Source organism: Pedobacter cryoconitis, from assembly GCF_001590605.1.
Lineage (GTDB): Bacteria > Bacteroidota > Bacteroidia > Sphingobacteriales > Sphingobacteriaceae > Pedobacter > Pedobacter cryoconitis_A.
Genome location: NZ_CP014504.1, coordinates 5,901,164 through 5,915,279, shown reverse-complemented (window position 1 = coordinate 5,915,279; position 14,116 = coordinate 5,901,164). Strand labels below are relative to the sequence as shown.

The following is a 14,116-nucleotide window of genomic DNA, read 5'->3' as shown; positions in this document are numbered from 1 at the left end:
CTATAGTCAAAGTCGTACTACCGTATTTTTCCTTTTATGTCTTCGATCAGTTCATAGGCGACGAGCAAAGATAAAGGTTATCCTAAAAGGATACTATAATTAGCAAAATATATTTGTTTTATATATTTTCGGTTAGTGTAATTTTTCAATGCAAATAATAAATTTAATCGATATCTTGCTTGTCAACGTAACGGAAAGCTAGCTGCTATCGGGATATTTTTAATTTAAGAAAGTATATTTATGGGGATATTTGAGAAAAATAAGTCACTGCCTAGTAATGATACCAAAGGATTCTATTTTGGATCTCCAGAAGCGGAAGGTGAAAATATCAATGGGTACAAGTTGATTGATTATTTTGAAGACTACTTGGATATTTTAGATAATTTACAAAGAGGTAAATTCATCTTTTCAGGAAGAAAAGGGGTTGGTAAATCGGCCATTGCAAAGTTTATCAAAGACAAATCTGACTTGACTAATGATTCTTTTGCAACAATTTTACGAATAAGTGATTTTGATATTCAGAAGTCAATTCAACACACATTAGATGAAAAGAGAAATGAAATGCTGCTCTTTGAATGGCTTATTTTAATCAATATTGTGAAATTAATAGTCAAGAACCATCATAGTCAATACACTATGGCTTACTCTAAGTTACAGAAATTTCTTGAAAACAATTCTGGTATTATTGATGTCGATAAATTTCAGATAGATGAAGGATTTAAAAAATCGGGAGGTGAAGTCAGTTTTGGGGTCTTAACTCACGCATTTGGTGGAGTGTTTAAAAAGTATTTTGATGTCAAAGTTACGAAAGCACCATTTTTTAAAATAATAGATCCCCTTAAGGATATTGTGAAGCTAATTTTAGATTACCCCGTTAATAGAGAACTAGAATTTTGGCTATTATTCGACGATCTAGACATAAATTATGATATTAAAAATGATTATGATAATCAAAAAATAATCGAGTTATTAAGACTAGCCAAATATTATAATAATAACATATTTTTAAATAACAAAGCGAAAATACTTGTTTTCATAAGAGACGATATAAGAGGTAATCTTATATCAAAATTTCCAGACTCAGCAAAAATATTTGCAAGTTATGAAATTGTCATTAATTGGTATAATCATTATGCCTCATCTCTTGATGAAAACAACAATCCTTTGAAAAAGCTAGTTAACAAAAGAATTGAAATAAATTTCAAGAATCACAATATTAAATTTTCTAATGACCCATGGAATTCATTATTTAAGAATGACAATGTTTTGAAATCTTCATTTAAATCCGTTTTAGATTTTACATTTTACAGACCACGGGACGTTATAACCTTTCTATCTGTATTAAGCAATGAAAAGTATCCTTTTCCTATTAGTAGCATTAATCTTAAAAGGATACTTGAGAAATATATTAACATTAATTTGGCTGAAATCAAAAGTGAGTTAAGTTTGCATTTCAATGAGCGCGAGAAAGACATAATTTTTAGATTATTATTTCCTTTTATAATTGAAAATCAAGGCTTAAAATACGATTTGATTCTAATGAAAATTTCTGAATTGAACTTTGATATGGAACCTAATAAGGTCGTCGATATCCTGCTCTCCTATTCTCTAATAGTTTACCAGAATAGGAACGGTGATCTGTATTTTAATTATCGAGAAGATACAGAATTAGAAAGAATGGATAAAGATGATTTGTCGCTTACCTTGCCAAAATGCATTTATCATCACTATAGAAGGATTAACTGATTATAGATCATAAAAGACATATCTCCGAATAAGCAAAAACTGTTTATCTATTCATTCAAAAACATAAAGATTCAGGTGCTTGGAATTTAGTTATTCCTGTTATTGTTGAAAGAGTTACAGAAAAGATTACCCAGTTTGGATAAGGTTATTTTGCTCTTGAAGGATCAGGAGGTGGACTCAGTAATACGGATTTCCTCTTGCACTTTTTAGAACGTCATAAGCATAAAGGTTATGATGTTTCTATTAGACCTATGATCGTTAATAATGAATTATTAAATGGATTTGAGTACGTGGATAGTGGAGTTAAATTGGCGGACTTATTAGATGACCCAATAGAATTAATGAGCTACCAAAAAGGTCCATTTAAACGGATTTATAAACAATATGCGGAATTAATTGAGAAGTATGACGTACAATAATAGTTAAGTTTAACAAAAAACAATTACAATGAGTTTTGTTGATCAGAATATGTGAAATGTTAAAGCGACAACTTCAATTAAAAGTAAAATAATTAAATTTATTATTTGATAATTTTACTTGTGTTAAATTTGCATATTTAGTAGATTGAGCTATATTTGAACATATAACACTTTGTTAATTGGCTTTAATAGCTCTCATGATTATAGTTAAACCATTTTTAAGATGGGCTGGTGGAAAAAACTGGCTTATTAAAGAATTACACAAATATCTGCCTGATAAGTTTAATAATTATTATGAGCCTTTTCTTGGTGGTGGATCTGTCTTTTTTTATCTAAAATCACAAGGATTTATCCAAAATTCATCTTATCTGTCTGATTTAAATGGAGAGCTTGTTGAAACTTATCAGTTAATTAAATCAAAACCTAATGATATAATTAAAAGGTTATCAAGTTTCAAAAATGAACAGGAATTTTATTATAATATGAGATCCCAAGTATTTACTGATTCCGTTGATAACGCAGCTAAGTTTTTATATTTGAATAGGACTTCTTTCAATGGTATTTATAGAGTTAATAAAAATGGAGAATATAACGTCCCGTTTGGTAATAGGAACCTTGCGAAATTATTTGATTTAGAAAATTTGGTTGACGGAAGCAATATGCTTTCTGATACTTCAATAAGTTGTATGGATTTTTTCGATACAATTGAAACAATAAAAAAAGGAGATCTAATATTTTTAGATCCACCTTATACGGTGGCTCATGAGAATAATGGCTTTGTTAAATATAACCAAAAGATATTCGCTTGGGAAGATCAAGTTAGACTCAACGAATTTTTGGTGAAATTAAATAAATTAGGGGCTTATTTTATTATGACAAATGCTGCACATATCAGTATAGAAGAGCTATATAAAGATATTGGAATTTACTCAAAAGTGAACAGACCTAGTTCAATTGGCGGAAAAGGGGCAAAAAGAACTGCCTACAATGAATTAATCTTTACAAATATTGTCAATGGAAAATAACTTAAAAAAAGCTATACTGCCAGCATTAATTGATACTCTCTTAATTTTAGTGTTTACCGTTCAGCCGACCATTTGGTTATCTTTAAACTTTTGGCGGAAAGGTCAAATCGCAACCCTTGGTGAGACCTTGCTGTCTGGAGATGTACTACTTTATGGGATATCATTTTTAAGTGCCTCATATCTAGTTTATAATCAGACTAGAGTAAAGGAAAGCGATTGGAAGGATATCCTAAATAAGATCATAGTTTGTGCTATGATAATTATTTCAATGCTCTACGCAATGATGAAGGCTGACAATGAAACAAACATTACATTTGCCAAGTACGTTTCTATTATTGTACTTATATTTTCCTTAATCTCTTTTGTTATATCGCAGGTTTTGGTAAGAAGACCTACTACAGATGTTGCTGAAGAAAGAAGAGAAGAACAACAAATAATTGAAGATAATCTAGTTTAAGTAAAATGCGTGAGATAGAGGTTCAAAATGAACAATATATTGAAATTCAATGTTTAGAAGCGATTCAGCCAATTGGCTCAATGTACATAGCAATTATAAACTGTGGTGATCTAGAAACAATTTGTTTTGCTGATGTTCGTCGTATGGAAATTGGAATTGAAAATCGTGAAGTCGAAGATTATATTGGTATTCAAAGAGAATTAAATCCCAATAGGGAGAATGAAATTGGGAAGTATGTTAATTTAATAGATGCCACTTTCCCCAATAGCATCATTTTATCAATCTCTTCGGATTATGCAACTTATAATCCTGAGACACATACCATGAAAATTCTTTATAAAGATGACGTTGCAAAGGTTTTAGATGGCCAGCACAGAATTGCTGGTCTTAGACATTTTGAAAGAGACCAAAGTCAATTTCAGTTAATTGTAACTATTTACATAGATATGGAGCTTGAGGATCAAGCAATTGTATTCGCAACAATAAATAAGGAACAGAAAAATGTCAGCAATTCATTGGTAGCGGATTTATTTGCGTTTGCAAAAACAAGGAGCCCACAAAAAACGGCACATAATATTGCTCGTGCTCTAAATAAAAAAGAAGGAAGTCCTTTCTATAAAAAAATTAAGATTTTGGGAACTGCTGTAAATAAAGAAACAGAAACAATTACACAGGATACTTTTGTTAAATCTCTCTTAAAATATATCACAAGCGATCCCCAGTCAGACAGAAATTTTTACAAGGTCCATAAAGATAAAGATTCAAAACTCCCTTTAATTTCTGGGAAGGAGTTGCATAGATTATTTTTGCGTAATATATTTATATTGGACGATAATGATATTCAAATTGCTCAAATAATTTTTAATTATTTTTATGCGGTTAGTATGAAATGGCCAGACGCATGGAACTCAGGAGCGGATAACAACATTCTTAATAAATCTACCGGATTTTCTGCATTGATGAGATTCTTTAAAGATGCATATCTGAGCTTTAATCGGATAGGGGAAATCATATCAAAGGATGATTTTATTCGAATTTTCGCGAGTATACAAATCCCTGAAGCTAATTTCACAAAAGAAGTATATATTCCGGGATCTTCAGGGCAAGGTCAATTATATAGAGATTTATTATCACAGAGTGGTCTTGGAAAGCTAGATGAAGACATGTTTTAAATCCTATAGGTTTTTATCATATTTTAATTTATATTACACAAAGTTAAGCTTCTCAATTCAACATGTTTCAAGAAATTCCGGCATAAACGCTCACATGCCAACCACACCACCCATTTATTCCGTTGCTTCTTGACTTAGTTGAGCTGAAAGCTTGGTTGAGTACCATAATTAATTAAAATCATATGGTATTACAATCAAAATTATTCAAAGTGGCAGAGGTTCAACTAGCGTTCAAGCCTAAGTACAAGATTGCAGATAGACCTCGAATTAGAGGTTGTGAGGATGCTTACGGAGTGTTAATACAGCAATGGAGTAAAGACAGAATCGAGTACTTAGAAGATTTCAAAATCATCCTCGTAAACAGAAAGAACCGAGTGTTAGGTCTGGTTGACATCTCACAAGGTGGAATACATGGAACATTAGTCGATCCAAAGGTGGTATTTGCAATTGCATTAAAAGCGGGTGCTAGTGGAATTATACTTTCACATAATCATCCAAGTGGAGAATTGGAACCGGGAGCCGAAGATATTGAAGTCACAAAGAAATTGAAAGAGGGTGCTAAAATACTTGATATAGAGATTTTAGATCACTTGATCATTAGCAAAGATGGATACTATAGCTTCCAGGAGAATGGGATACTTTAGAGCTACAACAGGGATAAAAGCAGGGATATAATCTTTAAAAATCCTTCCAAAACTTCTATATTAGTACAGAATAGAATAAAAACCAATTAACAGATTCATTAACACTTTATCTTCGAATCAAACCTAACGCACTAATAAACAGGAATATAATAACCTAAGAAACAAGAAAGGGATGTTCCATCCAGACACATCCCTTTTCTAACCAAATATAAACCTGTATGAACGGGTTTTTCTTTTCTGTATCTGAGACAGATACACAATATTATCTATATAAAAATTGAGCCAGTTTAAGAAAACACTTATTTCTTCTGTAATTAAAGGGGAAATAGCCACCCACTGACCCAATTATGAACGAATTTGTATGATTACGAGGTCTAAAATGACCTGTTTACTACTCAAATGTCGCAAAAACAATCAGTTTCCATCTGATAATTAACAATTTTTAACAATAGTCTGTAATCAATCGCAATTATCATAGGATAATCGTAAAATTAAACGCTGCCCAAAATCAATTATTGTGATTATTACACAGAAATAGCGTGTAATGACATTAATTCAATATATAATCCTTTTCAGGGGTTGGTGTTTTAAGGTCACGGTCAGAAAGTTCCAGTAAAGTATTTTCTATAGTCCTGCAAAGTGAATTCAGCGCAAGATCATTCGGCTCTAATCCAAAAGGATCTTCCAGCTCATCTGCAACAGCCTCTAAAGCAACAAAAGTATAGGCTATAAAAGAAACTATAACTGGCATCATCCAGCCTAAGCTATCTACAAAACCAAATGGCAATAAGAAGCAGTAGATGTAAACAGTACGGTGAAGCAATACTTTGTAGGTATATGGGATTGGGGTACTGGCAATTCGCTCGCACCCGCCTACAATATTTGATAACTCACTTAAATTCTGGTCAAAACTGACAGTAAGAATGGAATCAAAGTCTCCTTTTAATCTATGCTTTTTCACCCATAACCCCATTTCTTTGATCAGCATAGCAGGTTTGTAAGTAGCAGGTTTCAATTTATTTGCTAAGTTTTCGCCAGAGATTTCAGCAATATCATTTGTCGCATCTGTATGGCGTAATTGATGCTTCAGCGCATAAGTAAATGAGATCAGCAAATCTACAAATTTGTTAATTTCTTCCTTATCTTCTGTTTGAACAAGAGTCTGCGCTTGTCTGGTTAAGGAACGTGTTGTATTCAATAAAGAGCCCCAAAGCTTTCTACCCTCCCAAAATCGTTCATAACTAACATTATTTCTAAAGCCAAAGAAGATGGCAAGGGCAATTCCAAAAAGTGTAAATGGCCCCGGGTTCAACTGTATTTTATAATTAAAGAATGAGCCGCGGAAATAGACTATGACAATGGAGATGAATAACAAAAGCAATAATCGAAAGAGAATCTGAGGTAATACAGATCCTTTCCAGATGAAAAGCATCCTTAGCCAGTTTTCTTTTTTCCTGATGATCATAAGTTCTGATTTTAATTTTTATATCTTCTATCTGTTGCAATGAAGTAATTCGGATCCTCCAGAATATTAACTTCAATTACGGTAGCTGCATCTTGTAATAAACTCCTGCAATCAGCACTCAGATGTCGCAACTGCAAAGTCTTGTTAGCCTCAAAATATCTTTTTGTCAATTTGTGAATAGCGTCTATGGCAGACATATCTGCTATTCTGCTTTCTTTAAAGTCTATTACTACCTGTTCCGGATCTGAAGAAATATCAAATTGTTCAGTGAATGTAGTAACAGATCCAAAAAATAAGGGACCAAGTAGCTCGTAATGCATTACTCCTGCTTGATCTGTATATTTTTTGACACGTATACGTTTAGAATTATCCCAGGCAAAAAAGAGCGCTGAAAGAATTACCCCGATCAGTACGGCTAACGCCAGATTGTGCAGCCAAACTGTAATTCCAGCAACCATTATCCCCACAAAAATATCCTGTTTAGGCATTTTGTTTATAATCCTGAAACTCATCCACTCAAAGGTGCCTATTGCAACCATCACCATCACGCCCACCAATGCTGCCATGGGCACTCTTTCAATAATTGGTGCACCCCAGATAATGATCATAAGAATTGTAAAAGCAGCTACAATACCCGATAACCGGGCTCTTGATCCCGCAGAAAGATTGACCAGGGTTTGGGCAATCATCGGGCAACCTCCCATTCCGAAAAAGAAACCATTTAACATATTCGCACCGCCTTGCGCAATACACTCCTTACTGCTGTTTCCTTTTGTTCCAGTAATTTCATCTACCAGGTTCAGTGTAAGTAATCCTTCAGTCAATCCTACACCTGCCATAATTAGTGCAAATGGAAAGATTATACTGAGCGTGTTCAGGTTAAAAGGGATTGCCGGGATGTGAAAGGGAGGAAAACCACCGCTTACTGCAGCAATATTTTTTACAACCTTAGTATCAATACCTAATGTCAATACGATAGCAAATACAACAATAATGGCGACAAGTGAAGAAGGGACTGCTTTGGTTATTTTGGGCAGAAAAACTACAATTGCTATAGTCAGCGCAACCAGCCCGAGCATAATCCAAAGTGGATTACCTGATAGCCATGCCGAATGTCCATTAACTACAGTTTTAAACTGTTCTAGCTGTGACATAAAGATAATAATAGCAAGGCCATTTACAAATCCGAACATTACGGGCTGAGGAACAAGCCTGATAAATTTACCCAGCTTAAATATGCCTACCAGAATTTGAAATATTCCAGCTAACGCAACCGCAGCAAAGACATATTCTATACCGTGAGATTTCATCAGTGCAATCAATACAATTACTGTGGCACCTGCGCCTCCCGAAACCATACCTGGCCTTCCACCAAAAACAGCAGTAAACAGCCCCATAATAAAGGCAGCATATAAGCCTGCTAAAGGTGGAAATCCACCAAGAATAGCAAAGGATAAAGATTCAGGTATCATGGTCATAGCGACCGTTAAACCGGCAAGAATTTCTACTTTATAATCAATCTTTTGTGAAAAGTCGAAAAGATTTAGTTTTGACATCATTATAAGTCAAAGCTAATCAATAAAATTAAATGAATAGCTAATAGCTCTTCAAGATCAGGGAAAAGCAGGAAATATTAAGGAAGACAAATTATATTGCTCAGCAATGAGCCGTTGTCTTTCAACTGATGTTGTATTACGGGGGAAGTAGAGGCTGCCATTTTTAATGGCAACCTCTACTTAATGACTTTAGTAGACTCGTTATGTGTATTCGGGTTATGATTTTTTTTCTTGGTAACTTTGTAAGTTCCTAAAATGAGCATCGAAGCAGCTAATATTGTAAAAAGGAAATAAAATGATCTCTTATCCATACATTAAAAATTTAAATTGAAGATGTGCAAAACCTGTGCCTATTCTGATCTGCAGGAGAAATTCTATTCTGAATGAGAAGCGGAAGAATTAGAAGAGCAGATGGTAAGGCACTGATTGTTAACCCTAATTTAAAAATAATTAAGAATAATAACAAATAATTCAATAAAAATCAGAAAATTTATTTTGGCAAAGGAGAGGTCTGATCAGCATCAATCGCCTGCCAAATCATATCCTTTAACTCCACAAGCCCTTTTTGTGCAACTGAAGAAATAAATACTGAAGGAATATTTGCAGGAAGATCTTTCTTAATTTCAGCTACCAGCTCATCGTCCAGCATATCAGATTTAGTGATTGCCAATAAATGAGGTTTTTGCATTAACTCCGGGTTATAGTCAAGCAATTCTGATTTAAGAATTTCGTACTCTTCTGTGATCGTTCTGTTGGTATCTGCAGGAACCATAAATAAGAGTACAGAATTACGTTCAATGTGACGTAAGAAACGGTACCCTAAACCTTTTCCTTTAGATGCACCTTCAATAATCCCAGGAATATCAGCCATGACGAATGATTTATTCGCACGGTAAGAAACAATCCCCAGGTTAGGGACAAGTGTTGTAAATGGGTAATCAGCGATTTCAGGTTTTGCTGCTGAAACGACAGAAAGCAAAGTAGATTTTCCAGCATTCGGGAACCCAACTAAACCAACGTCAGCTAAAACTTTCAATTCAAGCACGACCCATTGTTCGGTACCTGACTCTCCAGGTTGTGCGAAACGCGGGGTCTGTAAAGTAGAAGTTTTAAAATGCCAGTTTCCAAGTCCTCCCCTACCTCCTGCAGTCAGGATTTCAGTTTGTCCGTCTTCAGTAATTTCAAAAAGATCTTCTCCGGTTTCAGCATCTTTAGCGATAGTCCCCAGAGGAACATCAAGGTATTCGTCTTTACCAGACTTACCTGTACTAGTAGAACTTGAACCAGGTCCGCCATCGGTAGCAAGAATATGCTTGCGGTATTTTAAGTGTAAAAGGGTCCAGAACTGAGCGTTCCCTCTCAGGATAATATGTCCGCCTCTACCACCATCACCACCATCCGGACCACCTGTTGAGGTCATCTTATCACGGTGTAAATGCGAAGAACCTGACCCTCCTTTTCCTGAACGGCAGCATATCTTAACATAATCTACAAAATTCGAACCCTGTGACATAACCTTTTATTTTTTCTTACTAATAAAAATAGCGGGAAGAACTTACATCCGTCCCGCTATTCATTATATTATTTTAATTAATATTTATCAAGCACTTCGCACAACTCAGCAAAGATCTCATCGATCTGGCCTATGCCGTTTACTTTTCTTAATTTGTCCTGTGCTTCATAATATGGCAAAACGTGAACTGTTTTGCTGAAATACTCATCAATACGCTTTTGTAACTTGTCTGCATGATCATCAACCCTATTGGTTAACTTCTGACGTTCGGCAATCCGTTTGGTCAGTTCAACCTGGTCAACGTCCAATGCAATTACAACTGCGATAGAACTATCCTTACTTTCCAAAAACTCATCTAATGCTGCTGCCTGAGCTACTGTTCTCGGGAAACCGTCAAAGATAAATCCTTTAGCTTCAGGATTCTTATCTACTTCTTCTTCCAGCATAGCAATCGTAATCTCATCCGGGACAAGCTGTCCGTCTGCTATAAGCGCACTCACTTGTTTACCAAGCGGGCTTTGATTAGTAATGTGTGCTCTAAAAAGATCACCAGTAGAAATATGTATCAATTGATAACGATCAATCAATTTTTGTGATTGGGTGCCTTTACCTGCACCCGGTGGGCCAAAGAGAACAAAATTTAGCATTTGGGTTGTCTTTAAAATTTTAAAAGCCTTTCCGCAATTTGCTTAAGGCTTTTCAGTTGATTATATTAGCTTCTAAAAAAAAGAGATTTAACCACTGAAAACAATTTATTTATTTTTGTTAATTTAAATCACATTAATCCCTGACTATATCCTCAGCAAAGTACTGAATAAACAAGAAAAGGTTTAAGTTATAAATCAGCCTTAGCCAAAAAAACGAGCATTTTGTTCCAATTGACCATTTTCCTTCAGAAGAATTCAGTGCCATAAACAAGAAAATTTCTTCTCTTTATTACAGGTAACCATAAATCTTTTCAAGGCTGCAAATATATAATTATTAATTTACTATACTTACTTTTTTTCAAAATACTGCTGCATATTAGGCTCTTGATTATCTGGTGTTGCTGCTGTTTTATTGGGCTATAAGACCAGGTTCATGCATTGATTTTATGACTGATATGATTCCAGCATTCTTTTAATCAGCATCATCAGCAATGCTGCTCCGCCAAAAGCAAACATAACCCATGGCGTGCTGTGTATTCCATGCGCAGCAATAGAAACTCCGCCAATGGCCGTTCCTATTGAAATACCCAGGTTCCCAAAAGAAATTGATATACTATTTGCAAATTCAGGTGCTTCTGGTGCAGTCTCTATCATATAAGCTTGCGAGGTCAGAAAACATGGAGTCTGTATAAATCCCCAGACCCCTATGATAAGAATGGTAGTCACAGACATAGGCCCTGAAAAATAGATGGGCACAGCAATAACGGTTAATGCGGCCAGGAAAACTGCAGTTATCCTGGTGATATTCCTGGTCAATAGTTTACCCGCAACGTAATTCCCCAGAACGCCTGTTAATCCAAATAGTAAAAGCATCAGACTAATTGTTTGCTCATCCATTCCATTAACCTTGCTTAGATAATCAGCAAAGTAACTATAGGTACTGAAAATTGACCCGATCATCAGAAATGAAAATAGAGCACTTGCCATAAAAACAGGTTTTTTCAAGATACGGAGCTGCGAGCTATATGATTTTTTCTCCGCAACCGGCATCGATGGAAGCATGGCTATAATCGCTATAAGTACGGTTAAACTAATCACTGCCTGTACCATAAAGGAAGACTGCCAGCTCGTAAACAATCCGGCAATATAAGTTGCAAATGGAACTGTAGTGATCGTAGCGATTCCAATCCCCCCTATCACAATCGCCATCATCTGATGGGCGTCTTTCTGATCTGCATGAGCGGTTGCTGCAGCCACAGCTGTTGAGACTAATACCGGGTGAAGAAAAGCAGGTAAAACCCTGACCAGCATCAACAGCCAGAATGGAGGTGCAAAGGAGGATACAATTCCGGTAAACAGAAATATAGCCATCGTTAAGGCCATCAGATATTTCCTGTTATAACCGGATGCGAACATCGTCATGAAAGGGCCGGCCAGCGCAACGACCATTGCATAGGCACTTAATAACATGCCTGCTTTATCAATACTAATCTGATAATAATCGGCTACCTGAGGAAGTATTCCAATTACACCGAACTCCGTTGTAATCATGCCTATCAGGCTAAGGCACCCGATGTAGGCTATTTTATTTTTCATTTAACAATTCACTTAACTTGGAACAATCATTCCTATTTTGGTAGATTTAATTTTTTACTGCATCCCAGGCTGCCTGGATATAATTATCAATAGTTACTTCTTTGAGCGCGATATAATTACTGTGATGCAGTTTAACCAGCGACACGAGAGACCCACTTGTAAAACCTATCCACTCTTTAACGTCTCCATCTTTCATCAACTGCTGCTTTTGACCATCGAGATAAACTTCATCAAGATCTTTAAGGTACAGGCTTCCATGATGTTTGGCTTTTGGATCAATGGCAGGGGAATAATAGAATTGCTCTAAAAACATAAAATCCAATGGTTCAGATAGGAAATAAGTAATCATTTTCTTCCACAAGTAAACAAATCTTTGTTTGACAGAAAGACTTTTATCATATCCTTCAGCAATTATGGACGATTCTTTAGTTTTCAAATAAAAGTATAATTCATTGACCAAAGATTCTTTATTTGGAAAGTAATTATATATAGCGCCCATCCCTGTATCTGCTGCTTTAGCTATTTCTGACATCGGGGTTGATTCAATACCTTTCTGAACTATTAGTTTCAATGTGGCATTTAATATTTGCTCTCTTTTATTCATATAAATTCTCATTTGAGATGACAAATGTATTAAAAATGGAATATATATTCCATTTTTAATACATTTTAATAATTCAGGCAACTATAGCTTGTCATAATTACCAGGTCTTTTTTAAATTATAAGCTTTAGTTTTGTGAAATGAGAAAAAAAGTAGCTGACCCTAAAACAAGGATACTGGAAACAGCAACCAGACTTTTCTATACTCAAGGTTATAATGCTACTGGTATCAATCAGATTATCAAAGAGGCTGAAGTTGCACGCGCAAGCTTGTATTTGCATTATCAATCTAAAGAAGAGCTCTGCATTGCCTTCCTTAATTTCCGTCACAAGTACTGGTTTGATGCGTTGATGAAATTCACTGAAGAGTTAACTGATCCTGAAGAAAAATTGATGGCGGCATTTGATTTTCTGATCAGCATGAATGATCAGGAAGACTTTAGAGGTTGCGCCTTTATGAATATACTTTCCGAAATCAGTCCGGCTGATCAAACTATATATACTATTATTCAGCACCACAAACAGAATTTACGAGATTATCTGGCCAGCATATTTCCTGAACAAGGTCAATTGTTAAAAGATCACATTTACCTTTTATTTGAATCCTCTATGCTGGAAAGCCATCTTTACAGAGATCAATGGCCAATTATTCAGTCGAAAAAAACTATAAAAACATTGCTTTAATTGTAATAAAAACAAAGCAGACCGATCAGTCTGCTTTATGAATAATAATTCATACTTTTGCCTTATTAAAAAACAGACAGATCGTTCTATTATTAAACATTTTAAATCAATAAAGCTATGGAAAAGAAATTCCCATTACCTCCATTTAATACAGAAACAGCCTTACTTAAAGTACAAAATGCTGAAGATGCATGGAATAGTAAAGATCCTGAACGTGTATCTCTGGCCTATACAATAGATACTGAATGGAGAAATCGCAATCAATTCATCAATGGACGTGAAGAAGTAGTCAATTTTCTTAAGGATAAATGGAAAAAAGAACACAATTACAGGCTTAAAAAGGAGCTGTGGGCTTTCACCGGCAATAGAATTGCAGTTAGATTTGAATATGAATTTAACGATGAGTCAGGACAGTGGTTCCGAGCTTATGGGAATGAAAATTGGGAATTCAATGCCGATGGCCTAATGCAAAAGAGGTTTGCTGCTATCAACAATATTCCAATTGAGGAGAAAGACAGAAAATTATTCTAAATACAAAAAACCAAGCCATCAAACCCTTATAGACATTTAAGGTTTTGATGGCTTGAAAAG

Annotated in this window: 13 protein-coding genes; 7 read left to right on the top strand and 6 right to left on the bottom strand. The window is 35.0% G+C overall.

Annotated elements, in window-relative coordinates:
* Nucleotides 1-240 precede the first annotated feature (240 nt).
* From AY601_RS25015 to AY601_RS24995, 5 genes are all read left to right on the top strand, one after another.
* Nucleotides 241-1,746 (top strand): P-loop ATPase, Sll1717 family, encoded by a 1,506-nt coding sequence (locus tag AY601_RS25015; RefSeq protein ID WP_068406834.1) that lies wholly within the window; start codon nt 241-243, stop codon nt 1,744-1,746.
* 616 nt (nt 1,747-2,362) lie between these two features.
* A complete protein-coding gene (locus tag AY601_RS25010; RefSeq protein ID WP_068406830.1) occupies nt 2,363-3,190 on the top strand; it encodes a DNA adenine methylase in 828 nt (275 codons plus the stop codon).
* Nucleotides 3,180-3,647, top strand: coding sequence for a hypothetical protein (locus AY601_RS25005; RefSeq protein ID WP_068406827.1), 468 nt, complete (start codon nt 3,180-3,182; stop codon nt 3,645-3,647). Before AY601_RS25010 ends, AY601_RS25005 begins: the two co-directional genes overlap by 11 nt.
* A gap of 5 nt (nt 3,648-3,652) precedes the next feature.
* Complete coding sequence (locus AY601_RS25000; RefSeq protein WP_068406825.1) at nt 3,653-4,819, top strand: DGQHR domain-containing protein; 1,167 nt, start codon at nt 3,653-3,655, stop codon at nt 4,817-4,819.
* A gap of 182 nt (nt 4,820-5,001) precedes the next feature.
* On the top strand, nt 5,002-5,463 hold the full coding sequence (locus AY601_RS24995) for a JAB domain-containing protein (RefSeq protein WP_068406822.1): 462 nt from the start codon (nt 5,002-5,004) through the stop codon (nt 5,461-5,463).
* Nucleotides 5,464-6,013: 550 nt separating this feature from the next.
* On the opposite strand, the gene AY601_RS24990 is transcribed toward AY601_RS24995, so the two are convergent.
* The 6 genes from AY601_RS24990 to AY601_RS24965 all read right to left on the bottom strand — a co-directional run bounded on the left by AY601_RS24990 (nt 6,014) and on the right by AY601_RS24965 (nt 12,844).
* Complete coding sequence (locus tag AY601_RS24990) at nt 6,014-6,928, bottom strand: bestrophin family protein (protein WP_068406820.1); 915 nt, start codon at nt 6,926-6,928, stop codon at nt 6,014-6,016.
* 11 nt (nt 6,929-6,939) lie between these two features.
* Nucleotides 6,940-8,487: a SulP family inorganic anion transporter gene (locus tag AY601_RS24985; protein WP_068406817.1), complete on the bottom strand. Its 1,548-nt coding sequence runs from the start codon at nt 8,485-8,487 to the stop codon at nt 6,940-6,942.
* 487 nt (nt 8,488-8,974) lie between these two features.
* The gene (gene obgE / locus AY601_RS24980; RefSeq protein ID WP_068406814.1) at nt 8,975-9,997 is read right to left on the bottom strand and encodes a GTPase ObgE; all 1,023 of its coding nucleotides are present in this window, start codon (nt 9,995-9,997) and stop codon (nt 8,975-8,977) included.
* 77 nt (nt 9,998-10,074) lie between these two features.
* Nucleotides 10,075-10,644 (bottom strand): adenylate kinase, encoded by a 570-nt coding sequence (locus tag AY601_RS24975; RefSeq protein WP_068406811.1) that lies wholly within the window; start codon nt 10,642-10,644, stop codon nt 10,075-10,077.
* A gap of 444 nt (nt 10,645-11,088) precedes the next feature.
* A complete protein-coding gene (locus tag AY601_RS24970) occupies nt 11,089-12,240 on the bottom strand; it encodes an MFS transporter (protein WP_068406808.1) in 1,152 nt (383 codons plus the stop codon).
* 46 nt (nt 12,241-12,286) lie between these two features.
* On the bottom strand, nt 12,287-12,844 hold the full coding sequence (locus tag AY601_RS24965; RefSeq protein ID WP_068406805.1) for a TetR/AcrR family transcriptional regulator: 558 nt from the start codon (nt 12,842-12,844) through the stop codon (nt 12,287-12,289).
* Between the two features lie 138 nt (nt 12,845-12,982).
* Here AY601_RS24965 and AY601_RS24960 point away from each other — a divergent pair, with 138 nt between their 5' ends.
* Nucleotides 12,983-13,525, top strand: a complete 543-nt coding sequence (locus AY601_RS24960) for a TetR/AcrR family transcriptional regulator (RefSeq protein WP_068406800.1) — start codon at nt 12,983-12,985, stop codon at nt 13,523-13,525.
* 117 nt (nt 13,526-13,642) lie between these two features.
* Nucleotides 13,643-14,056 (top strand): nuclear transport factor 2 family protein, encoded by a 414-nt coding sequence (locus AY601_RS24955; RefSeq protein WP_068406797.1) that lies wholly within the window; start codon nt 13,643-13,645, stop codon nt 14,054-14,056.
* Nucleotides 14,057-14,116 lie beyond the last annotated feature (60 nt).